Below are 23,042 nucleotides of genomic sequence, written 5' to 3' on the forward strand. Positions count from 1 at the left end.
CCGGCGTCATCCCTCTCCGCCGGGCGTGGCCCGGCGCTACCCTGCGTTGTTCTCGCGATGACCGTTCCTGCTGCCCGCCTCTCCAGCTTCTATCTGTTCTACTACGCGGCACTCGGTGCGTTCACTCCGTACTGGAGCCTGTTCCTCACTGCGCGCGGGATGAGCGTGACCGCCATCAGCGTGATGATGGGACTGTGGTATGCCACGCGCGTGGTCGCACCCAGTGCCTGGACCTCGCTGGCGGCCACCTCACCGCGGCCGATCCGCCTGTTGCGCATCGGCTGCGTGCTGACCCTGATCAGCTTCACCGCATTCCTGCTGCCCCTGCCGCAGCCGTGGATGTATCCAGCGATGATCGTGTTCTGCTTCTTCTACAACGCGGTGATGCCGCAGTTCGAGTCGATCACCCTCACCCATCTCGGCAGCGACAGCCATCGCTACGGCCTGATCCGGGTCTGGGGTTCGCTCGGCTTCATCGCCATCGTCACCCTGTTCGGCTGGCTGATCGAAGGTGACGGCACTGCCAGCCGCGCGGGGCTGCTGCCGTGGATGATGCTGCCGCTGTTCGTCCTGCTGGTTGCCTCGGCCTTCAGCAACCACTACGCACGCGACATCGGCAGGACCGGCGGCGATGCCAGCGGCTTCTGGCAGATCGTGCGGCGCCCGCCGGTGCTGGCGTTCTTCCTCGCCGCTTTCATGGAGCAGCTCTCGTTCGGCCCGTACTACACCTTCTTCTCGGTCTACATGGACCACCACGGCTATCGCACGTCCACGCTCGGCCTGCTCTGGACCATCGGCGTGGTGTTCGAAGTGGGCGTGTTCTTCACCATCGGCCGTTTCTTCCGCCGCTATGACGCCAGCTGGATGCTGCTGATCGCCCTGGTCAGCTCCTGCCTGCGCTGGGCGGTGACCGCGCTGTTCCCGGAAAGCCTGCCGGTGATGCTGCTTGCGCAGACCGCGCACGCGCTGGGCTTTGCCGCGTTCTTCGCGGCGGCGATGCAGATGCTGGCGACCTACTTCCCGGGTCGCCTCAACGGCCATGGCCAGGGCCTGCTGTACGGATTCTCGTCCGGTGTCGGCGGCGTGCTGGGCGCGCTCATCGCCGGCCAATTGTGGAAGATCGACGAGGGGCGCACGGCCTTCCTCGCCGGTAGCGGGTTCGCTCTGGTCGGCGCCCTGCTGTGCTTCTTCGCGCTGAGCCTGCCGTTGATCCGTGCACGCCGCAGTGCTGCGCGCGCCCGGTAACGAAAACGCCGGGCAATGCCCGGCGTTCTCATCGTGCAGCAGGTGCGGTTACCAGACCAGGTCGTCCGGTACCTGGTACTGCGGATCCGCGTAGGGATCTTCCTCGGCCGGTGCGTTCGGGTCGACCTTCAGTGCCACCGATGCGGCAAACACCGCTTCGGACTGTGCCAGCACTTCGGCGGTCACCAGCAGGTAACGGCCATTGAGCTGGACCACGCCCAGTTCACCGGCATTGAGCGCGGTCAGCTGTTCGGCGGTCACGTAGATGCGCTTGATCTTGCCGCCATACGGGAAGTGGCGGGCAATGTCTGCCGCCTCGGCATTGAGGCTCTTGTCCTTAAGCAGTTCTTCCAGCTTGGCCTTCGCCTCGCGGCGCACGCGTGCCTCTTCCTGCTTCAGGCGCTCGGTCTCGATGCGCTCTTCCTTCTCGCGCTGCGCACGGATGGCATAGGCCTTGGCCAGATCCATCTCTTCGGCGCTGCGCGGCTTGCGCGGGCCATGCGGGCCCTGGCCACGCGCCGGGCCACCGGGCTTGCCCGGACCGCCCGGCCCACGGCGCTCGCCAGGCTTGTGCTCGCCCCGGCCTGCGCCCTGCGGCTTTCCATTGCCATTGCCACCCTTGCCCTGCGGGCGGCCATCACGGCGGGGGCCATCATTCTTGCGCTCGGGCTTGGGCGCCGGCTTGAAGCCCAGGCCCATCAGCTGGTCGCGGAGGGTATCGCTCATAGGATTCGGATCAGTAGTGCGGCGGCGGCGGTTCGCTCGCCGGATCGGAAGAATTCAGTGCATTGCGGACCTTGCCCAGGTCCTCCAGCAGCACGCGCAGCACGTCGGCGTTGCGCATGCCCTGCATGCGGGCATCGGCCAGCGCATCGCTCAACTCGGCAAGCGCCTGTTCCTGGAAGGACACGCGCATTTCCAGTTCGACCAGGCGCGCTTCCAGCGCCTGCTCGCGTTCGGTCGGCAGCAGGTCAGACATGCAGCGAACGCCCCCGGCCAATGCCGTAGTACGCCAGGCCAGCAGCTTCCACTTCGGCCGGATCGTACAGATTGCGCCCGTCGAACACTGCCGCGTCCTTCAGCTGCTCGCGCAGCTTCTGGAAATCGGGGCTGCGGAACTGCTTCCACTCGGTGACCACCACCAGCGCGTCGGCCCCTTCGAGGGCTTCATCGGCACTGCTGCAGAACACCAGGTCATCGCGCTCGCCGAAGATGCGCTGCGACTCATGCATCGCTTCCGGGTCGTAGGCACGCACCGTGGCACCGCCCTCCCACAGCTGCGCCAGCAGGCGACGGCTGGAGGCTTCACGCATGTCGTCGGTGTTCGGCTTGAATGCCAGGCCCCACACGGCAAACGTCCTGCCGCGCACGCCTTCGTCCTCGCCCTTGTCGTAATGACGCTGGATGAGGGCGAACAGGTGGCCCTTCTGCGCATCATTGACCGCTTCCACGGCGTTCAGCAGCTTCGGCTCAAGACCATGCTGCTGCGCGGTGCGGGCCAGCGCCTGCACGTCCTTGGGGAAGCACGAGCCACCGTAACCGGCGCCCGGATAGATGAAGTGCCAGCCGATGCGCGGGTCCGAACCGATGCCCTGGCGGACCTGCTCGACGTCGGCACCGACACGCTCGGCGATGTTGGCGATTTCGTTCATGAACGAAATCTTGGTCGCCAGCATCGCGTTCGCCGCGTACTTGGTCAGCTCGGCCGAGCGCACGTCCATTTCCACCACGCGGTCGTGGTTGCGGTTGAACGGCGCATACAGGCGACGCATCACCGCCACCGACTCCTCGCTGGTCGCACCGATGATGATGCGGTCCGGGCGCATGCAGTCGGCGACCGCGTCGCCTTCCTTCAGGAATTCCGGGTTGGACACCACGTCGAAGGCGATGTCCGCGCCACGCGCGGCAAGTTCCTCTGCAATGGCGGCACGCACCTTGTCGGCGGTGCCCACCGGCACCGTCGACTTGTTGACCACCACGGTCGGCACGCTCATGTGCCGGCCAATGGTACGGGCCACGGCCAGTACGTACTGCAGGTCAGCGCTGCCGTCCTCGTCCGGCGGGGTACCGACGGCGATGAACACCACCTGGCCATGCGCGATCGCGGACGCGGCATCGGTGGTGAATGCCAGCCGCGACGCGGCGTGGTTGGCCTTCACCATCGGCTCCAGGCCGGGCTCATAGATCGGGATGATGCCCTGGTTGAGGCCATCCACCTTGGCCTGGTCGATATCGACGCAGACCACCTGATGACCGACATCGGCCAGGCAGGTACCGGTCACCAGACCTACATAACCGGTACCGAAAATCGCAACGCGCATGTCCGTGCAGGCTCCGTGGTGGCTTACGGCAGGACGCCCAGCAGCTCGACGTCGAACGTCAGAGTCGCGTTCGGGCCGATCGGGCCACCCGGGGTGCCATTCTCGCCATAAGCCAGATTGCCCGGGATCCAGAAGCGGTACTTCGAACCGACCGGCATCAGCGCAACGCCCTCGGTCCAGCCCTTGATCACCTGGTCCAGACCGAACTCGGCCGGCTGGCGACCATAGGAACTGTCGAACACGGTGCCGTTGAGCAGCTTGCCTTCATAGTTCACGCGCACCTTGCTGCTCGGCAGCGGGCGCTCGCCGCTGCCCGGGCGGATGATCTGGTACTGCAGGCCCGAGGCCGTCGTCACGACGCCCGGCTGGGTCTTGTTCTTGGCCAGGAAGGCATTGCCTTCTTCGCGGTTGGTCTGCGCAGCAGCGGCAGCCTTGGCCTGCATTTCAGCCTGCTTGCTGCCCATGAAGGCCTGGATGGTGGCGGTCGCGTCGGCTTCCGTCATCTTCGGCTGGCCCTTGGTCAGGCCGGTGCTGATCGCGTCAAACAGCGAGGCAACATCGATGTCATCCTTCAGCTGCGCCAACGACGGGCCCACAGAGTAGGAACCGATCATCTGCGACACCTTGACGCGGTCGACCTTCGGCGGCTGCGAACCCGGCGCCATGCCCGGCACCTGCTGGCCGCTGCGGGCCATCACGACCTGGCGCAGGGCCGCGTCGGTGGCCTTGGCCTGTTCCTGGGTGATCTGCGGCTGCAGGCCTTCGAACGAACGCTCCACGGCGGTGCGCAGCGCGGCCACGTCGATCTCATCGGCGATCGGGGTGAACGACTTGGCCACGTCCAGGCCGATGGCGTAGCCGAGCTTCTGCTTCGGGGAATTCAAGGTTGCGGTCTCCTTGGCGGCTGCGGGGGCAGCCGGTTGTTGCGACAGAGCGACACCCGAAGTGCCCATCGCCAGAATCAGAACCGACGCCGCGGCGCCGCGCATTCCCATCTTCATTCGCTGCATTCCTGGAAGTGTCTGGGCGCCGACGTCGGCGCGAAAAGAAACATTGTCGCACGCATGCCGTCGATGTCGAGGCATCCGTGCCGGATATCAATGTGCGGCGGCTGCAGCCAGCGCCTTGTCGATGGCCGCGGTCAGCTGCGGATCATCCGGTGTCACCTTGCTGGCGAACTGGGCGATGACCTTGCCATCGCGGCCGACCAGGTACTTGTGGAAATTCCAGCCCGGTGCCACGCCGGTGGCCGCCGTCAACCGTTGATAGAGCGGCGTCGCCTCCGCACCGACCACATGCACCTTCTCGAACATCGGGAACTTGACCCCGTAAGTGAGCGTGCAGAAATCCTGGATCTGCTTCTCGTCGCCCGGTTCCTGCCCCTTGAAATCATTGGAGGGGAAACCGAGCACCGCGAAACCACGGCCTGCGTAGCGCTTCTGCAGCGCCTCCAGGCCTTCGTACTGCGGGGTGTAGCCGCACTTGCTGGCGGTATTGACCACCAGCAGCACCTGGCCGTGATAGCGCTGCTGCAGGTTGACCTGCTGCTTGCTGGCCAGCGGCCGGTAGTCCAGGTCGAGCAGGTCGGCGGCCAGGGCGCTGGCGGAACCGGCGACACCGGCCACCATCAGGGCCAGCAGGGACAGGCCGCGCAGGCGGCGCGGAGTAACGGTCGACAGGGGCATCAGGAGCGGTCCGCGGTAGCCAGTCACAGGGCCCGGCCAGCAGCGGCCGGGAATCGGCCGAACTATAGCACCGGGCTTCGATGGCCCAGATGGCAGGGGGCGGCCCAGGCTTTGCGCGGCGTGGCGGCTACGCCCTTCGCCGGTCTTCGTTGGCGAAGTGATGACATGGTATGGACATCGCTGAATGGAAGGCAGGCCTGGATTGGGCCATGCGACACTTTTATTTCCCTTTAGAATCAATTGCATAAGGTGATATTTCAACGATCTGACCGCCCCTGCCATCAGTTGGGGCCGGCAGGGGGTTGCACATGGGCGTGCCGGTGTTATAGTTTCATACAACACCAGTCACCTGAGACAGGGGGAAGCCATGAACATCCGGATCCGTCGCAACCTCGCCGCACCCGCGGCCGCTGCCGTTTCGACCCTGATCGTGCTGGCCTGGTTGGCCGCGCCCAGCCTCCCCGACTCCGCTGACAGTGCGCAGGACGCGACCGCCTCGCCGGCAGAGAACGCCACTGCCCCCTCCCCCCCTCCCCCGCGTCGGCTGCACAGCTCCCTGTCCATGCCGTATTTCTCGTTCGCCCAGCCGCTGACCCCACGGAGCTGAATATGAGCGACATCCAGTGGAGCGACGGCGCTCCCATCTACCGTCAGTTGAAGGAGCGCGTGATCGCCATGATGCTCGACGGAATCCTCAAGCCGGGCGATGCCCTGCCTTCGGTGCGCCAGGTGGCCGCCGACTACCAGCTCAACCCCATCACCGTCTCGCGCGCTTACCAAGAACTGGCCGATGAAGGCCTGGTCGAAAAGCGCCGCGGCCTGGGCATGTTCATGACCGAGCAGGCCGCCACGCAGCTGCGCAGCAGCGAGCGCGAGCGCTTCCTCAATGAAGAATGGCCGGCCGTGCTGGAGCGCATCCAGCGCCTGGGCCTGAGCCTCGACGAATTGCTGCCCCAGGGGAAAGTCTGATGAATAGCACCGCAAGCGAATCGGTCATCACCGCCCGCGGCCTGCGCAAGGCCTACAAGTCCACCGTTGCCCTCGACAATGCCAGCTTCAGCATTCCGAGCGGGCGCATCGTCGGCCTGATCGGCCCCAACGGTGCCGGCAAGACCACGGCATTGAAGGCACTGCTCGGCCTGACCTCGGTGGAAGGTGAGCTGAGCGTGCTTGGCCGCGATCCACGGCTGCACCGTGACGAGCTGATGAACGACATCTGCTTCATCGCCGATGTCGCCGTGCTGCCGCGCTGGCTGAAGGTGCGCGAGGCGATCGACTTCGTCGCCGGCGTGCATCCGCGCTTCGACCGCGCCCGCTGCGAACGCTTCCTCGCCAATACCAAGCTGCAGCCGAAGCAGCGCGTGCGCGAACTGTCCAAGGGCATGATCGTGCAGCTGCACCTGGCACTGGTGATGGCCATCGATGCCCGCGTCCTGGTACTGGACGAGCCCACCCTGGGCCTGGACATCCTGTACCGCAAGGAGTTCTACCAGCGCCTGCTGGAAGACTACTTCGACGAGCAGAAGACCATCATCGTCACCACCCATCAGGTGGAAGAGATCGAGCACATCCTCAGCGACGTCATGTTCATCCGCGACGGCCGCATCGTGCTCGATGCGGAAATGGACGAAGTCGGCCAGCGCTACACCGAACTGCTGGTCAACGCCGACCAGCTGGAGACCGCACGCGCCCTGAAGCCGATCGACGAACGCAGCCTGGCGTTCGGCAAGACCGTGATGCTGTTCGACGGCGTACCGCGCGCCCAGCTTTCCACTCTTGGCGAGACCCGCAGCCCGGGCCTGGCCGACCTGTTCGTCGCCGTCATGAAGGGGACCTACGCATGAATGCCGTCAACCACCCCGTCAGCCCCCTCGGCACACTGCGCTGGCTGCTCAAGCGCGAGTACTGGGAAAACCGCGGCGGTTTCCTGTATGCCCCGCTGATCGCCGGCCTGATCTCGCTGGTGATGAGTACTGTCGGCATCGCCTTCGGCCTGTTCGCTCTGAACCGCGCAGCGCGCAACGGCGCACTGCATGTCGATGGCGAAAGCGTGAACGTCAACGGCCTGGACCTGGCCCTGCTGACCCGCAACATCAACGGCAAGGACCTGGCCGACCTGGGCAACGGGCTCGACCTGACCCTGGTGCTCAGCTCGGCATGGCCGTTCCTGGTGCTGGCCTTCGTGGTGTTCTTCTACTGCCTGGGCGCCCTGTACGACGACCGTCGCGACCGCAGCATCCTGTTCTGGAAGTCGTTGCCGCTGTCGGACACCCAGACCGTGTTGTCCAAGGTGATCAGCGCGCTGATCGTTGCGCCGCTGATCGCGGTGGTCGCCGGCATCATCACCATGTTCGGCTTCATGCTGATCATCAGCATCGTCGCGCTGATGCACGGAGGCAGCCCGATGGCGCTGATCTGGGGCCCGGCCAGCCCGTTGACCCTGGCCGCTGGCCACCTGAGCTGGATTCCGGTCTACGCGCTGTGGGCCCTGCCCACCGCCGGCTGGCTGCTGCTGTGCTCGGCCTGGGCCAAGAGCAAGCCGTTCCTGTGGGCGGTGATGCTGCCGCTGTTTGCCGGCGTCATCGTCAGCACCACCAAGATCATGCCGCTGTTCGGCCTGACCACCGGCTGGTTCTGGCAGAACATCGTCGGCCGCCTGCTGCTGGGCGGCGTGCCCGGCATGGACCTGCTGTATCGCCTCGGCGCAGGTGAAGGGTCGCGCCGCGACCTGGACTCGGTGGTCAGCCTGATGTCCCCTGCCTCGCAGCTGAAGTCGCTGGCGATGCCGGAACTGTGGATCGGTGTGGCCGTCGGTGCAGTGTTCATCTTCCTCGCCATCCGCCTGCGCAAGCGCGCCGGCGAGATCTGATTCCATCCACCCGGAGGCACCACCCATGCGTTCCCTGCTCGCCTGTTCCGCGTTGTTGCTGTTGCCGCTGTCGGCACTCGCTGCCGATGCCCCGAACTGCAAGTTCACTGCTGCGCGCACGTTGAAGCTGGATACGGCCGGTGCCAAGGCGGTGGTGATCGAGGTGAACCAGCACGACCTGAAGGTCGTCGCCAGCAAGGGCGGTGGCCAGCTGGATGGCCGCGCCTGCGCCTCCAGCCAGGAATGGCTGGACCAGCTGGTGCTGGACCAGCGCAGGGAAGGCGACAAGCTGGTCGTCAGCCTGCGCCGCGACGGTCGCCACAGTGGCATCAGCCTGGGCAACAGCTACGCCTGGCTGGACATCCACGGCAGCGTGCCGGACAACCTGCCGCTGCAGCTCAAGGTCGGCTCCGGCGATGCCAGCGTAGAGAACGCACAGTCGCTCAGCGTGGATGTCGGCTCCGGTGACGCGGTTGCCCGCGGCACGCGCGGCAGCATCCACGCCGCAGTGGGCTCGGGCGACCTGAACATCGACGGCGGCAGTTCGCTGAACCTGCTGTCGCTGGGTTCGGGCGACGTCAATGCCCGTAACATCGGCGGCGACGCCATCACCGGCACGGTCGGTTCGGGTGACCTGAAGATCACCGATGTGCGTGGCAACGCGCGTCTGGATACGGTCGGCTCGGGCGACATCGAGTTCAAGCGCGTGCAGGGCAGCGTCGAAGTCGGCGTGGTCGGCTCCGGCGGTGTCGACCTGGCCGACATCGGCGGCAACGTGCATGTGCGCAGCCACGGCTCGGGCGACATCCAGGTGGACGGTGTACGCGGCAGCCTGACCGTCGATCACAGCGGCAGCGGCGATGTCGAACACCGTAACGTCAGCGGCCGGGTCACCCTGCCGCGCAGCAAGTAATCCTCTTCCAGACACGTCCAGGGGAACATCATGAATCTGTTGCGCCTGCTGCCCGCCACCCTGCTGTGCCTGCCGCTGATCGCCTGCGGCGGCGCGTCCTCCGCCCCCGACAAGACCGTCGGCAAGAGCGTCGCCGAAGCCACCAGCGGCGTCGGCCAAACCGTCAAGGAAGCCATGGACGATGCCCGCAAGGACATCGCCCAGGGCAACATCAAGATCTCGGCCGACAAGCAGCCGCGTGCGGAGATCACGCCCGACGGCCGCCTGCTGATCGCCGGCAAGGAGGTCGCGGCCAACGACACCCAGCGCCGCCACCTGCAGGAGTACCGCGGCCACGTGGTCGCCATCGCAATGGACGGCATGGACGTCGGCCTGGCCGGTGCCAAGCTCGGTGCCAATGCGGCAGGCGAAGCGCTGAAGGGCATCTTCAGCGGCGACAGTGAAGGTGTGGAGAAGCGCATCAACGCCGAAGCCGCCAAGATCGAGGTCCAGGCCAAGCGCATCTGTGATCGCCTGCCGGCGATGCTGGCCAGCCAGCAGGCACTGGCGCGCGAGCTACCGGCGTTCAAGCCCTACGCGACGATGGACCAGAGCGACGTGGACGACTGCGGCAAGAACAACTCGGTCACGTTCTCCAACTGAGACAAATCGACGCACCCGACCGGCAGCGGCCTTCCGTTGCCGGTCCGGCTGCGGCGGCGGGCTTACAATGGGGGCCCCGGATGCCCCCGAACCGAACGCCATGAAGAAGTTGTTCCTGCTGCTGGCCGCCCTGCTCTGCCTGGGCCTGATCGGCTGCGACAAGGATTACCGCAACCACCGCGCCGAGCGCGGCAAGCCCAAGATTTCCGTCAGCGAAGGCATGGTGACCGTGCGCCGCCCGCCCGCACCGAACATCATCATCCTCGGCGATGGCACGATGAAGGTGGACGAGATCCAGATTCCGCTGGACGACGGACAGAAGCAGATGCTGCAGACGATGTTCGGCAAGCTGCAGGTGCTGCGCCAGAACACGCTGGTGGCTGCACCGGCCGACCCGAACATGCAGCCGGTGAAGATCCAGCCGCCGGAGGGCATGGAGGTTATCCCGGCCGACCTGATCCAGCGCATCCCCGAGTTCAAGGATTACACCGACACCTTCGGCAACATCGTCGCCGACCGTCGCTGAAGCAGGAACGCCGCCCAAGGGCGGCGTTTCTCATTGCTCTGGTAGCGCCGGGCCACGCCCGGCGAATGTAGCGTTCGGTCCGCCAGCATTCCGCCGGGCACGGCCCGGCGCTACCGAACCGGCAGATCAACCGCCGGCGCCACCACCGCCAGCCTGGATGCCACCAGCGGTCAGCGCGGTCGGGTCCAGCAGGCGTCGCAGCTCGGCCTCGTCGAGGCCGCTGTCTTCCAGCGCCACATCCAGCACCGGGCGCTGTTCCTTGTAGGCGCGCTTGGCGATGGCCGCGGCCTTCTCATAGCCGATGATCGGGTTCAGCGCGGTGACCAGGATCGGGTTGCGCGCCAGTGCCTCGGCCACGCGGTCTTCGCGCACCTTCAGTCCGGCGATGGCACTGTCGGCCAGCAGGGTGGAAACATTGGCCAGCAGGCCGATGCCATCGAGCAGGTTCACCGCGATCAGCGGCAGGGTGACGTTGAGCTGGAAGTTACCGGTCTGGCCGGCCACGGTGATCGCGGTGTGGTAGCCGATCACCTGCGCACAGGCCATCACGGTCGCTTCCGGAATCACCGGGTTGACCTTGCCCGGCATGATCGAGCTGCCCGGCTGCAGTGCCGGCAGCTCGATCTCGCCCAGCCCGGCCAGCGGACCGGCATTCATCCAGCGAAGATCATTCGCGATCTTGATCAGGGCCACGGCCAGTGCATTGAGCTGGCCGGACAGTTCCACCGCGTCATCCTGCGCCGCCAGCCCTTCGAACTTGTTCTCTGCGCTGTCGAACTTGATCGAGGTCTGCTGCTTGAGCGCCTTGGCCACCTGCGCGCCGAAACGCGGGTCGGCGTTGATGCCGGTGCCGATGGCAGTACCACCCAGCGGCAGGCGGCGCACGCGCTTGAGGCTGTCCTCGATGCGCTCCTGCGCCGAGGCCAGCTGTGCCGACCACGCGCCGAATTCCTGCTCGAAGGTCAGCGGCATCGCATCCATCAGGTGGGTGCGACCGGTCTTGACCACCTTGCGCAGGCTGCGGCCCTTCTTGTCCAGGGTCTTGCGCAGGTGCACCAGCGCCGGCAGCAGCTGTTCGTGCGTGGCCAGCACCGCCGACACGCGCAGCGCGGTCGGGATCACGTCGTTGGAGCTCTGCCCCTGGTTGACGTGGTCGTTGGGGTGCACCACGGTCTTGCCTGCCTTGCCGGCACGGTTGGCCAGGGTGGCAATGACCTCGTTGGCATTCATGTTCGACGACGTGCCCGAGCCGGTCTGGTAGACGTCGATCGGGAAATGCGCGTCCCAGTCACCGGCGGCCACCTCGGCGGCGGCGGTCTGGATGGCCTTGGCCACGGTCTTGGGCAGGTGGCCCAGCTCGGCATTGACGCCGGCAGCGGCGCCCTTGACCAGGCCCAGCGCGCGGATGAAACCGCGCGGCATGCGCTGGCCCGAGACCGGGAAATTCTGCACGGCACGCTGGGTCTGCGCGCCCCACAGGGCATCGGCAGGCACCTGCAGCTCGCCCATGCTGTCATGTTCGATCCGGAACCCGGTGGTTCCACCCTTGCTTGCAGCTTTGCTCATTGCATCGACTCCGCACTACTTCAGTTGGGGAAAGGGAAGCGGCGGCTGGCAGGGTGTCGCTTCCCGGGCTGGCGGCTGCGCCAACGATACTCCCTTGCCTGCAGCATGGGATGACGAGTGCGGGCCAGATCGTTCCGTCCGCAGGGCCGTTTACACGGGTAGCGCCGGGCCGTGCCCGGCGAGCGCGCAGCGCGGCCGCCATCCGCCGGGCATGGCCCGGCGCTACCGAGCATGCAAAGGCCCCGCGTCGTAGAATATCGGCCCCGCCGCTCGTCCCCGCCCTGCCGACATGTCCGATTCCGCCCTGCTCGCCCTGTCCCCGCTCGATGGCCGCTACGCCGGCAAGGTCGACGCCCTGCGCCCGATCTTCTCCGAATATGGCCTGATCAAGGCCCGCATCGTGGTCGAGGTGGAATGGCTGCTGGCCCTGGCCGCCGAACCGGGCATCGTCGAGCTGGCGCCGTTCTCCGACGCCGCCATCGCCCGCCTGCGTGCCCTGGCCGCCAACTTCAGCCCGGCCCAGGCCGCGCGCGTGAAGGAGATCGAGCGCACCACCAACCATGACGTCAAGGCGGTGGAGTACTTCATCAAGGAACAGCTGAAGGACGACGCCGAGCTGGCTCCGGCGCTGGAATTCGTGCATTTCGCCTGCACCAGCGAAGACATCAACAACCTCAGCTACGGCCTGATGCTGGAACAGGCCCGCCGCGAAGTGCTGCTGCCGACCCTGGACGGCATCGCCACCACCCTGCGCACCCTGGCCCACGCCCAGGCCGGCCAGCCGATGCTGTCGCGCACCCACGGCCAGACCGCCTCGCCGACCACCCTGGGCAAGGAGCTGGCCAACGTGGTCGCCCGTCTGGAGCGCCAGCGCAGGCAGATCGCCGCCGTCGAGCTGACCGGCAAGATCAACGGCGCGGTCGGCAACTACAACGCTCACATCGCCAGCTACCCGGACGTGGACTGGCCGGCCTTCGCCGAGCGCTTCGTGACCGGCCTGGGCCTGGTGTTCAACCCGTACACCACCCAGATCGAGCCGCACGACAACGTCGCCGAGATCGGCGATGCCGCCCGCCGCGCCAACATCATCCTGATCGACCTGGCCCGCGACATCTGGGGCTACATCTCGCTGGGCTACTTCAAGCAGCGCCTGAAGGAAGGCGAAGTCGGCTCGTCGACGATGCCGCACAAGGTCAACCCGATCGACTTCGAGAATGCGGAAGGCAACTTCGGCATCGCCAACGCGCTGTTCGAGCACTTCAGCGCGAAGCTGCCGATCAGCCGCTGGCAGCGTGACCTGACCGACTCCACGGTGCTGCGTGCACTGGGCACCGCGTTCGGCCACAGCCAGGTGGCGCTGGATTCGCTGGCCAAGGGCCTGGGCAAGCTGGAAGTGAACCCGCAGCGCCTGGACGCCGATCTGGACGCGGCCTGGGAAGTCCTGGCCGAGGCGGTGCAGACGGTGATGCGTCGCCACGGCCTGCCGAACCCGTACGAGCAGCTGAAGGCGCTGACCCGCGGCCAGGGCATTACTGCGGAGTCGATGCGCGCGTTCGTGCAGGGGCTGGAGCTGCCGGCGGATGCGAAGCAGCGCCTGCTGGAGATGACCCCGGGCAGCTACACCGGCCTGGCCGAGTCGCTGGCGAAGAAGATTTAAGGGGCTTCCTTTGCGGCGGCGGCCGCGGGCGCTGCCTGCGGCAGGCAACAGCAACAGCAACGGCAAAAGCGGCTCTGGTTTTTTTGCCGTGCTTGGCGGGGCGGGTTGGGTTAGCGGGACACGCCGTAAACCCATCCCTGGGGGCTCGATGGCGCCATCCATGGCGCCAACGGTCCCGCGAACCCAACCCGCCCCACCTCTGACAGATTCCAGTGACGGATGAGTAGATCCACGCCATGCGTGGATGACGTTATCGGGGCGGAATTGAGAGGGACGCGGCTTCGCCGCGTCCCTCTTTGTTTTTGGGGGTTTTGTAGAGCCAAGCCCATGCTCGGCTGCTTGTTCCAACAGCAAGCCGAGCATGGGCTCGGCTCTACAGATGCACAAGCAAGCGCAGCGCGCGACCCGCTGTTGCCTTTGATTTTCTTCTTCCATTCCGTGGCGGGCCGCGCAGGAAACTGTCAGGGGCCGGGCGGGTGGGCTGCGCGGGGGCGTGAGCCGCATGGATGCGGCGATCGAGCTTACATGGACGTACTTGCAGCGTCCCCCGCGCAGCCCACCCGCCCGGCCCTCCTCAGCAGGCCAGTCGACTAACAGTCGACTCTACCCAGCCCCCGCCACGAGGGGCTCCGCCGTTGGCCGGACACCCCGCGACAAACCCGCGCACGTGCGCAATCCCCGCGAACGTCGGACAATGGAGACCTTGGCGGCCCGCCGCGCCGCCCCTCCCGCTTTCCGTTGCAAGGATTCCCCCATGGCCGCCCGCAAGTCCTCCGCCCCCCTGATCGAAGTCACCGCCCGCCCCGGCCAGCCGCTGGGCATGGCGCCGGCCACCTTCCTGCGCGACTTCTGGCAGAAACGCCCGCTGCTGATCCGCAACGCCTTCCCCGATTTCCAGACCCCGGTTCAGCCGGAAGACCTCGCGGGCCTGGCCTGCGAGGAAGGCGTGCTGGCGCGCCTGATCGAGCACGACAAGGCCCACGACGGCTGGCGCGTGCGCAGCGGCCCGTTCCAGGAAGACATCTTCCCCGCCCTGCCCGACCACGACTGGACCCTGCTGGTGCAGGACGTGGACAAGTGGGACAAGGACGTGCGCGCCCTGATCGAGCATTTCCGCTTCCTGCCGCGCTGGCGCATGGATGACGTGATGATCAGCTTCGCCGCCACCGGTGGCTCGGTCGGCGCCCATGTCGACCAGTACGACGTGTTCCTGCTGCAGGCCCAAGGCCACCGCCGCTGGCAGATCGATGCCAGCGAATCGATCAAGGGCAAGCAGCCGCCGCTGGGCTTCCGCCCGGACGTGGAACTGAAGCTGCTGAAGGTGTTCAAGCCCACCCATGACTGGGTGCTGGCGCCGGGCGACATGCTGTACCTGCCCCCGAACGTGCCGCACCACGGGGTGGCCGAAGATCCCTGCCTGACCTTCTCGTTCGGCATGCGCGCACCGGCCTCGGCCGAGCTGATCAGCGACTACCTGGACACCCTGATCGCCGATGCCGACGAGAACATCCGCTACCAGGATGCCGACCTGAAGGTGCCGGCCGACCCGAACGAAATCGACACGGTGGCGATGGCGCGGGTGATCACCGCGCTCAACGCCATCCGCATGAACGACCCGGACAAGCTGGGCGACTGGTTCGGCCGCTTCATCACCACCTACCGCGCCGCCGGCGAAGTGATGGCCCACCAGGCCGCACCGGCACAGGAAGAGGTGGTCGAAGCACTGGCGTCCGGCCTGCTGCTGCAGCGCCACCCGTGGGCGCGACTGGCCTGGCGCCGGGCCAAGCGTGGCGCCAGCCTGTATGTCAGCGGCCAGGACTTCGCGTTGCCGGTGAAGGACGCACAACGCCTGGCCGGTGCCGAGCAGCTCGACGCCGCCGCCTATCGCGGCCTGTCCGACAAGGGCCGCGCGGTGGTCCAGCAGCTGCTGGTCGGTGGCGTGTTCCAGTTGATCGATCCGAACGAGGTGTATGACGCTGAAGACGAGGACGACGGCGAGGACGCCGTGGTGCTCGGCGAAGTAGTCGAGGGCCGTGACCGTGTCGACGCGATCGACGCCGACGCGGTGTCCGACGATGTCCACACCGTGACCGTGCACGACGACGGTATCGAGGTCATCGTCAACTTCGAGGATCACGACGAAGACGACAGCGACGACGGTCGCGCCTGAGACCGGCCATGGTCCGGGTCCAGCAGGTCAGCCACGCCGACGCCCACGTCGCCATCCACGACGTGCGGCAGCGGGTGTTCGTGCAGGAACAGGGCATCGCCGCCGAGCTGGAACGCGATGCGCTGGACCCGGTCAGCGCCCATGCACTGGCGCTGGAGGCCGACGGCGAACCGGTCGGCACCGGCCGGCTGGCCCCGGATGGACGCATCGGCCGCATGGCGGTGCTGGCCAGCCATCGCAACCAAGGTGTCGGCGAGGCCCTGCTGGCGGCGCTGGTCGAGGCCGGACGTCGGCTCGGCCTGGCCGAGCTGCATCTGCACGCGCAGCTGCCGGCCCGTGACTTCTATGCCCGCCAGGGCTTCCTGCCCGAGGGCGAGGTGTTCGAGGAGGCCGGCATCGGCCACCAGCAGATGCGCCGCCGGCTGGGCGCGGCCAGCGCCATCGACGGCCGCGAGCAGGCGGTGGCGATCACCACCGCCATCATCCACCGCGCCCGTCGCCAGCTGTGGCTGCACAGCCGCCAGCTGGACCCCGGCCTGCTGGACGCGCCGCCGGTACAGGCCGCCCTGCGCCGCTTCGTCACCGCCCGCCACGACAAGCAGCTCCGGGTGATCGTGCACGACGCGGCGGCGATCGCCTCGGCCGGTGCACCGCTGCTGGCCTTGGCCCAGCGCCTGCCCAGTGTGATCCAGTTCCGCGAGGTCACCGACCCGGTCGACCGTGCGCTGGCCTCGGCCTGCCTGCTCAACGATGCAGGCGACTTCTACTTTCGTCTGATCGGTCATCGCCTCGACGGCGAGGCCGGCATCGCGCTGCCTGCACGTTCGCAGCCGTTCGAGCAGCAATTGCAGCGCGTCTGGGACCGTTCGCGCGATTGCAGCGAACTGCGTGCGCTCGGCATCTGAGCGGGCACCGCCCACTCAACCTGTCTGGAAGCGGCACCGGGGGACCCGGGATGCCTGTGGTGGTGCCCCTTCGTGTCCGGATGGGGGTACAATTTGGCTGTTTGAACGCGCCCGCGCAGGGCTATTCATCTTCCTGCCGGGTCCTTCTGAAGCCATACCCCACAAAGCGAATCAACACCCTCCATCGTGGACAATCAACTGAAGCAGTTTGCGCAATCTTCGCAGCTCGCCGGCGGCAACGCCTCCTATGTCGAGGACCTGTACGAGCAGTACCTGGTCTCCCCGGACAGTGTCGATCCCAAATGGAAGACCTACTTCGACGGCTTCAAGGGCCGCGAAGCAGGCGACATTCCGCACTCGGCCGTCATCTCCCACATTGCGGACGCGGCCAAGGAAGCGCTGAAGGCCGGCACCGGCAACGGTGCGGGCGACGAGCGTGAGCGCAATGTCGGTCGTCTGATCACCGCCTACCGCTCGCGCGGCCACCTGGACGCCCGCCTGGACCCGCTGGGCCTGGCCGCGCCGGTCAACACCCCGGACCTGGGCCTGCCGTTCCACAGCCTGTCCGATGGCGACCTCAACACCGAGTTCAGCACCGGCGGCGTCGGCGGCCAGCCGCGCATGAAGCTGCGCGACCTGCTGGCACGCCTGAAGGCGACCTACACCGGCTCGATCGGTGCGGAGTTCATGCACATCTCCGAGGTCGAGCAGCGCCAGTGGATCTACAAGAAGCTGGAAGCGGCCGGTGGCAACTACCAGCTGGACGCTGACACCCAGCGCCGCACCCTGGAGCGCCTGACTGCGGCCGAAGGCCTGGAGCGCTACCTGCACACCAAGTACGTCGGCCAGAAGCGCTTCTCGCTGGAAGGCGGCGACTCGCTGATCCCGATGATGGACACCATCATCCGCAGCGCCGGCAAGGATGGCGTCAAGGACGTGGTGATCGGCATGGCCCATCGCGGCCGCCTGAACGTGCTGGTCAACACCCTGGGCAAGAACCCGCGCAAGCTGTTCGACGAATTCGAAGGCAAGTTCGAGCACGACGAGCACGCTTCTGCCGGCGACGTGAAGTACCACATGGGCTTCTCCGCCGACGTGGCTACCGATGGTGGCCCGGTGCACCTGGCGCTGGCGTTCAACCCGTCGCACCTGGAAATCGCCGACCCGGTCGTGGCCGGTTCCGTGCGTTCGCGCCAGGAGCGCCGCAAGGACACCGCCCGCAAGCAGGTCATGCCGATCCTGATCCACGGCGACGCGGCCTTCTCCGGCCAGGGCGTGGTCATGGAGCTGTTCCAGATGTCGCAGGCCCGCGGCTTCGCCGTCGGCGGCACCGTGCACATCGTGGTCAACAACCAGGTCGGTTTCACCACTTCCAACCCGCTGGATACGCGCTCCACGCGCTATGCCACCGACGTGGCGAAGATGATCGCCGCCCCGGTGCTGCACGTGAACGGTGATGATCCGGAAGCCGTCGTGTTCGCCGCGCAGCTGGCCTTTGAGTTCCGCCAGAAGTTCGCCAAGGACGTGGTCATCGATCTGATGTGCTACCGCCGTTGGGGCCACAACGAGGCCGACGAGCCGGCGATCACCCAGCCGCTGATGTACCAGGTGATCCGCAAGCACGCCACCACCCGCGAGATGTACGCCGAGCAGCTGGAAAAGGCAGGCGTGATCGCCGCCGGCGCCGGCAAGGCGATGGTCGATGCCTACCGCGAGAAGCTGGATGCCGGTGAAGTGACCACCGAGCTGGCCAAGGTCGAGAAGACCCCGCCGACCAGCCCGCTGTTCGTCGATTGGCCGAAGCTGCTGGAAGGCAAGCTGTCCGATCCGATCTCGACCAAGGTCGAGAAGAACAAGCTGGTCGAGCTGGCCAAGCTGATCAACACCATTCCCGAAGACGTGCAGCTGCACTCGCGCGTGGCCAAGGTCTACGACGACCGCCGCAAGATGGCTGCCGGCGAGATCCCGGGCGACTGGGGCTTTGCCGAGAACCTGGCCTACGCCACCCTGCTCGACGAAGGCAATGCACTGCGCCTGGTCGGCCAGGACGTGGGCCGCGGTACGTTCACCCACCGCCACGCGATCCTGCACGACCAGAAGACCGACAACTACTACATGCCGCTGCGGCAGCTGGTGGATTCGCCGGAGAAGGCCACCGTCATCGATTCGCTGCTGAGCGAAGAAGCGGTGATGGCCTACGAGTACGGCTTCTCCACCACCGATCCGAACACGCTGTGCATCTGGGAAGGCCAGTTCGGCGACTTCGCCAACGGCGCCCAGGTCGTCATCGACCAGTTCATCGCCGCCGGTGAAGCCAAGTGGGGCCGCATTTCCGGCCTGACCCTGCTGCTGCCGCATGGCTATGAAGGGCAAGGCCCGGAACACAGCTCGGCGCGCCTGGAGCGTTTCCTGCAGCTGTGCGCGCTGGAGAACATGCTGGTTGTCGTGCCGTCGACCCCGGCGCAGGCCTTCCACATGCTGCGTCGCCAGCTGCACATGACCACCCGCAAGCCGCTGGTGGTGATGTCGCCGAAGTCGCTGCTGCGCCACAAGCTGGCCGTGTCGACCCTGGACGAGCTGGCCAACGGCGAGTTCCAGCACCTGATCGGCGACGCCAACGCGGACGCCAAGAAGGTCAAGCGCGTGGTGCTGTGCTCGGGCAAGGTCTACTACGACCTGCTGGAAGACCAGACCAAGCGTGGCCAGGACGACGTGGCGATCATCCGCGTGGAGCAGCTGTATCCGTTCCCGCGTGCGCTGCTGGCTGCCGAACTGAAGAAGTACGGCAAGGCCACCGACGTGGTGTGGACGCAGGAAGAACCGCAGAACCAGGGTGCGTGGTACCAGATCCGCCACCACCTGCAGTTCTGCCTGGCCGATGGCCAGAACCTGCACTACGCCGGTCGCGCACGTTCGGCTTCGCCGGCTGCCGGTCACATGGCTGACCACGTCCGCGAACAGCAGCAGCTGGTCGCCGACGCACTGGTCAACCCGTTCAACGACACGTTCGCTGAATAATCCTCCCCCTATTTAGAAGACAAACCAGGAAGCTCCCGCAATGGCCACCGAAGTCAAAGCCCCGGTACTGCCCGAATCCGTCGCCGACGGCACCATCGCCACCTGGCACAAGAAGGTGGGCGACGCCGTCAAGCGCGACGAAAACCTGCTTGACCTGGAAACCGACAAGGTCGTCCTGGAAGTGCCGTCGCCGGTCGACGGCGTGCTCAAGGAAATCAAGTTCGCCGAAGGCTCGACCGTGACCTCCAGCCAGGTCGTGGCGATCATCGAAGAAGGCGCCGTGGCTGCTGCCCCGGCTCCGGCTGCTGAAGCCGCTCCGGCAGCCGCCGCTGCCCCGGCCGCTGCTGCTCCGGCGGCTGCCGCCGCCCCGGCCCCGGCTGCCAAGTCGGCTGCCGATGCCCTGCCGCCGGGCGCCCGCTTCACCGCCATCACCGAAGGCGTGAACCCGGCCGACGTCGACGGCACCGGCCGTCGCGGCGCTGTCACCAAGGAAGACATCGTCAACTTCGCCCGCAACGGCGGTGCCGGCAAGGCCGGTGGCGCACGTCCGGAAGAACGCGTGCCGATGACCCGCATCCGCAAGCGCATTGCCGAGCGCCTGATGGAGTCGAAGAACTCCACCGCCATGCTGACCACCTTCAACGAAGTCGACCTGTCCAAGGTGTCGGCCGCGCGCAAGGAGCTGCAGGACGAGTTCGTCAAGGCCCACGGCATCAAGCTGGGCTTCATGAGCTTCTTCGTGAAGGCCGCGGCCAACGCGCTGCAGCGCTTCCCGCTGGTCAACGCCTCGATCGACGGCGACGACATCATCTACCACGGCTACTCGGACATCTCGATCGCCGTGTCGACCGAGAAGGGCCTGGTCACGCCGGTCCTGCGCAACGTCGAGCGCATGTCGTTCGCCGACATCGAGAAGACCATCGCCGACTACGCCAAGAAGGCGCGTGACGGCAAGCTGGGCCTGGATGAACTGCAGGGCGGCACCTTCACCGTGACCAACGGCGGCACCTTCGGTTCGCTGCTGTCGACCCCGATCATCAACCCGCCGCAGAGCGCCATCCTGGGCATGCACGCCATCAAGGAGCGTCCGATCGCCCAGAACGGCCAGGTCGTGATCGCGCCGATGATGTACCTGGCGCTGTCGTACGACCACCGCATCATCGACGGCAAGGATTCGGTGCAGTTCCTGGTGGACATCAAGAACCAGCTGGAAAACCCGGGCCGCATGCTGTTCGGCCTGTAAGAAACCTCCCGCCCCTCCGCGCCTGCGCGGAGGGGTTCTGGTAATGCATCAAGGAATAATTCAATGGCTGAACAATTCGACGTCGTCGTCATCGGTGCCGGCCCGGCCGGTTACCACGCTGCCATCCGCGCGGCCCAGCTGGGCCTGAAGACCGCCTGCATCGACGCAGCGCTGGGCAAGGACGGCAAGCCGGCCCTCGGCGGCACCTGCCTGCGCGTGGGCTGCATCCCGTCCAAGGCGCTGCTGGATTCCTCGCGCCAGTTCTGGAACATGGGCCACATCTTTGGCGACCACGGCATCAGCTTCAAGGATGCCAAGATCGACGTCGAGGCGATGGTTGGCCGCAAGGACAAGATCGTCAAGCAGTTCACCGGTGGCATCGGCATGCTGTTCAAGGCCAACAAGGTCGCCGCCTACTACGGCTTCGGCGAGCTGCAGCCGGGCAACGTGGTCAAGGTCACCCAGCATGACGGTTCCATCGTCGAGCTGAAGGGCACCAACGTCATCATCGCCGCCGGTTCGGATTCGATCGAATTGCCGTTCGCCAAGTTCGACGGCGAGACCATCGTCGACAACGTCGGCGGCCTGGACTTCACCGAAGTGCCGAACCGTCTGGCGGTGATCGGCGCCGGCGTGATCGGCCTGGAACTGGGCAGCGTGTGGAAGCGCCTGGGCGCTGAAGTCACCATCCTGGAAGCACTGCCGGAGTTCCTGGCCGTGGCCGACGCCGAAGTGGCCAAGACCGCTGCCAAGGAATTCAAGAAGCAGGGCCTGGACATCCGCCTCGGTGCCAAGGTCTCCAAGACCGAGATCACCGGCAAGGGCAAGAAGAAGGAAGTCGTTGTCACCTACACCGACAGCGAAGGCGAGAAGACCCTGACCGTGGACAAGCTGCTGGTGGCCGTCGGCCGTCGCGCCGCCACCAAGGGCCTGCTGGCTGAAGGCACCGGCGTCAAGATCAACGAGCGTGGCCAGATCGAAGTCGACGCGCACTGCCACACCGGCGTCAACGGCGTGTGGGCGGTCGGCGACTGCGTGCGCGGCCCGATGCTGGCGCACAAGGGCTTCGAGGAAGGCATCGCGGTGGCTGAGCTGATCGCCGGCCTGCCGGGCCACGTCAACTTCGACACCATCCCGTGGGTCATCTACACCGAGCCGGAACTGGCCTGGGTCGGCAAGACCGAAGCCCAGCTGAAGGCCGAAGGCATCCCGTACAAGGCCGGCAGCTTCCCGTTCGCCGCCAACGGCCGCGCCGTGGCGATGATCGAACCGGCCGGCTTCGTGAAGATCCTGGCCCACGCCGAAACCGATCGCATCCTCGGCATGCACCTGGTCGGCGCCAACGTCTCCGAGCTGGTGCACGAAGGTGTGCTGACCATGGAGTTCAGCGGCTCGGCCGATGACCTGGCCCGCATCTGCCATGCCCACCCGTCGCTGTCGGAAGTGATCCACGACGCAGCAATGGCGGTCAGCAAGCGCGCCATCCACAAGGCGAACTGATCGTTCGCTGGTAGTGCCGGCCGCTGGCCGGCATGGCTGGATACAGAAAACCCCGCCTCGGCGGGGTTTTTTGTTGCCCTTCTTCATGTAGAGCCGAGCATGGGCTCGGCGCTACACCTTTCCAGCCGGCTTCTTCGGTGGATCGTCGCAGACCCTGTGCTGCACCACCGTCTCGCCAACCTTCCATTCCTTCGTGACCCGGCAGCGCTCCTTGGCCTCGGGTACCGTCGAAGCCTTTGCTCCCGCAGCATTCGCTTCATCAGCACCCGCTGCCTGCTGCCGCTCCAGCCACGCAGACGGTGGCGCGGGCGGTGCGGCCAGCACCGGGCCTGACAACAGGGCCAGACCCACCAGCAGCACCATCCTCATGCGGCCACCGCCCGGCCGCCCAGCAACCGCGCCGGCAGCATGAACAGCGCGCGCAGGAACGCGAACAGTGCCGAGAAGGTGATGCCGACCAGGCGGAACGGCAGGCTCAGCAGCCAGACGAACGGCCAGGCGATCAGGGCGAGGATCGCCAGCGGCCAGCACAGCGCGAACAGCAGGCACCACACACCGAGCGCGAACAGGGTCTTCATCACGGTCTCCTTGGGGCGGCACCCTGCCGCCTGCGACCACCTTGGCGCCCTGCCCCGGCGGCCGCAAATGGTTTGCGACGAAACCCGGCTGGGGGCGATGAAAGCGGTCGATCTGCGCTCTGCCTCTGCCCGGTAGCGCCGGGCCATGCCCGGCGGGTGGCCTGAGTGTGCGGACCAAGGTCCGCACCCACCGAAGAGGTCCGC

Annotated in this window: 21 protein-coding genes; 13 read left to right on the forward strand and 8 right to left on the reverse strand. The window is 66.5% G+C overall.

Going from position 1 to position 23,042, the window contains the following annotated elements; all coding sequences use genetic code 11:
- Positions 1 to 57 precede the first annotated feature (57 nt).
- Positions 58 to 1,245, forward strand: coding sequence for an MFS transporter (locus AC5P88_RS02125; RefSeq protein WP_106550262.1), 1,188 nt, complete (start codon positions 58 to 60; stop codon positions 1,243 to 1,245).
- A 48-nt stretch (positions 1,246 to 1,293) separates the two neighbouring features.
- Here the strand turns inward: AC5P88_RS02125 and AC5P88_RS02130 are convergent, their stop codons facing one another.
- From AC5P88_RS02130 to AC5P88_RS02150, 5 genes are all read right to left on the reverse strand, one after another.
- Positions 1,294 to 1,971, reverse strand: coding sequence for a DUF2058 domain-containing protein (locus AC5P88_RS02130; RefSeq protein WP_111113356.1), 678 nt, complete (start codon positions 1,969 to 1,971; stop codon positions 1,294 to 1,296).
- 10 nt (positions 1,972 to 1,981) lie between these two features.
- Positions 1,982 to 2,224: a SlyX family protein gene (locus AC5P88_RS02135; protein WP_005410256.1), complete on the reverse strand. Its 243-nt coding sequence runs from the start codon at positions 2,222 to 2,224 to the stop codon at positions 1,982 to 1,984.
- Positions 2,217 to 3,566, reverse strand: coding sequence for a UDP-glucose dehydrogenase family protein (locus tag AC5P88_RS02140; protein WP_106550264.1), 1,350 nt, complete (start codon positions 3,564 to 3,566; stop codon positions 2,217 to 2,219). The genes AC5P88_RS02135 and AC5P88_RS02140 overlap by 8 nt, the downstream gene beginning before the upstream one ends.
- A gap of 23 nt (positions 3,567 to 3,589) precedes the next feature.
- Positions 3,590 to 4,567: an FKBP-type peptidyl-prolyl cis-trans isomerase gene (locus tag AC5P88_RS02145; protein ID WP_106550265.1), complete on the reverse strand. Its 978-nt coding sequence runs from the start codon at positions 4,565 to 4,567 to the stop codon at positions 3,590 to 3,592.
- Positions 4,568 to 4,663: 96 nt separating this feature from the next.
- The gene (locus AC5P88_RS02150) at positions 4,664 to 5,251 is read right to left on the reverse strand and encodes a glutathione peroxidase (protein ID WP_049428335.1); all 588 of its coding nucleotides are present in this window, start codon (positions 5,249 to 5,251) and stop codon (positions 4,664 to 4,666) included.
- Between the two features lie 609 nt (positions 5,252 to 5,860).
- Here AC5P88_RS02150 and AC5P88_RS02155 point away from each other — a divergent pair.
- From AC5P88_RS02155 to AC5P88_RS02180, 6 genes are all read left to right on the forward strand, one after another.
- Positions 5,861 to 6,220, forward strand: a complete 360-nt coding sequence (locus tag AC5P88_RS02155; protein WP_005410261.1) for a GntR family transcriptional regulator — start codon at positions 5,861 to 5,863, stop codon at positions 6,218 to 6,220.
- Entirely contained in the window at positions 6,220 to 7,095 is an 876-nt protein-coding gene (locus AC5P88_RS02160) for an ABC transporter ATP-binding protein (protein WP_286073868.1), read from the forward strand. The genes AC5P88_RS02155 and AC5P88_RS02160 overlap by 1 nt, the downstream gene beginning before the upstream one ends.
- Positions 7,092 to 8,120, forward strand: coding sequence for an ABC-2 transporter permease (locus tag AC5P88_RS02165; protein WP_495224184.1), 1,029 nt, complete (start codon positions 7,092 to 7,094; stop codon positions 8,118 to 8,120). The genes AC5P88_RS02160 and AC5P88_RS02165 overlap by 4 nt, the downstream gene beginning before the upstream one ends.
- 25 nt (positions 8,121 to 8,145) lie before the next feature.
- A complete protein-coding gene (locus AC5P88_RS02170; RefSeq protein WP_495224186.1) occupies positions 8,146 to 9,033 on the forward strand; it encodes a DUF4097 family beta strand repeat-containing protein in 888 nt (295 codons plus the stop codon).
- Positions 9,034 to 9,063: 30 nt separating this feature from the next.
- The gene (locus AC5P88_RS02175; RefSeq protein ID WP_495224188.1) at positions 9,064 to 9,675 is read left to right on the forward strand and encodes a DUF2884 family protein; all 612 of its coding nucleotides are present in this window, start codon (positions 9,064 to 9,066) and stop codon (positions 9,673 to 9,675) included.
- A 100-nt stretch (positions 9,676 to 9,775) separates the two neighbouring features.
- A complete protein-coding gene (locus AC5P88_RS02180) occupies positions 9,776 to 10,201 on the forward strand; it encodes a hypothetical protein (RefSeq protein WP_286073871.1) in 426 nt (141 codons plus the stop codon).
- A 126-nt stretch (positions 10,202 to 10,327) separates the two neighbouring features.
- Here the strand turns inward: AC5P88_RS02180 and AC5P88_RS02185 are convergent, their stop codons facing one another.
- On the reverse strand, positions 10,328 to 11,767 hold the full coding sequence (locus AC5P88_RS02185; protein WP_495224190.1) for a class II fumarate hydratase: 1,440 nt from the start codon (positions 11,765 to 11,767) through the stop codon (positions 10,328 to 10,330).
- Positions 11,768 to 12,056: 289 nt separating this feature from the next.
- On the opposite strand from AC5P88_RS02185, the gene purB reads away from it, so the two are divergent.
- The 6 genes from purB to lpdA all read left to right on the forward strand — a co-directional run bounded on the left by purB (position 12,057) and on the right by lpdA (position 22,260).
- Positions 12,057 to 13,424: an adenylosuccinate lyase gene (gene purB / locus AC5P88_RS02190; protein WP_495224191.1), complete on the forward strand. Its 1,368-nt coding sequence runs from the start codon at positions 12,057 to 12,059 to the stop codon at positions 13,422 to 13,424.
- Between the two features lie 754 nt (positions 13,425 to 14,178).
- Positions 14,179 to 15,594, forward strand: coding sequence for a ribosomal protein uL16 3-hydroxylase (locus AC5P88_RS02195; RefSeq protein WP_495224192.1), 1,416 nt, complete (start codon positions 14,179 to 14,181; stop codon positions 15,592 to 15,594).
- A gap of 8 nt (positions 15,595 to 15,602) precedes the next feature.
- Positions 15,603 to 16,499 carry a GNAT family N-acetyltransferase gene (locus AC5P88_RS02200; protein ID WP_495224193.1) on the forward strand — a complete coding sequence of 299 codons (897 nt, stop codon included), beginning with the start codon at positions 15,603 to 15,605 and terminating at the stop codon, positions 16,497 to 16,499.
- A 186-nt stretch (positions 16,500 to 16,685) separates the two neighbouring features.
- A complete protein-coding gene (locus tag AC5P88_RS02205; protein ID WP_049429412.1) occupies positions 16,686 to 19,517 on the forward strand; it encodes a 2-oxoglutarate dehydrogenase E1 component in 2,832 nt (943 codons plus the stop codon).
- Positions 19,518 to 19,557: 40 nt separating this feature from the next.
- Positions 19,558 to 20,760 (forward strand): dihydrolipoyllysine-residue succinyltransferase, encoded by a 1,203-nt coding sequence (gene sucB / locus AC5P88_RS02210; protein ID WP_005410272.1) that lies wholly within the window; start codon positions 19,558 to 19,560, stop codon positions 20,758 to 20,760.
- A 63-nt stretch (positions 20,761 to 20,823) separates the two neighbouring features.
- Positions 20,824 to 22,260, forward strand: a complete 1,437-nt coding sequence (lpdA, locus tag AC5P88_RS02215; protein WP_008264626.1) for a dihydrolipoyl dehydrogenase — start codon at positions 20,824 to 20,826, stop codon at positions 22,258 to 22,260.
- A gap of 111 nt (positions 22,261 to 22,371) precedes the next feature.
- On the opposite strand, the gene AC5P88_RS02220 is transcribed toward lpdA, so the two are convergent.
- Complete coding sequence (locus AC5P88_RS02220) at positions 22,372 to 22,629, reverse strand: hypothetical protein (protein WP_495224195.1); 258 nt, start codon at positions 22,627 to 22,629, stop codon at positions 22,372 to 22,374.
- Entirely contained in the window at positions 22,626 to 22,838 is a 213-nt protein-coding gene (locus AC5P88_RS02225; protein WP_495224197.1) for a hypothetical protein, read from the reverse strand. The genes AC5P88_RS02220 and AC5P88_RS02225 overlap by 4 nt, the downstream gene beginning before the upstream one ends.
- Positions 22,839 to 23,042 lie beyond the last annotated feature (204 nt).

The organism is Stenotrophomonas sp. YJH_SMC_8 (assembly GCF_059371315.1).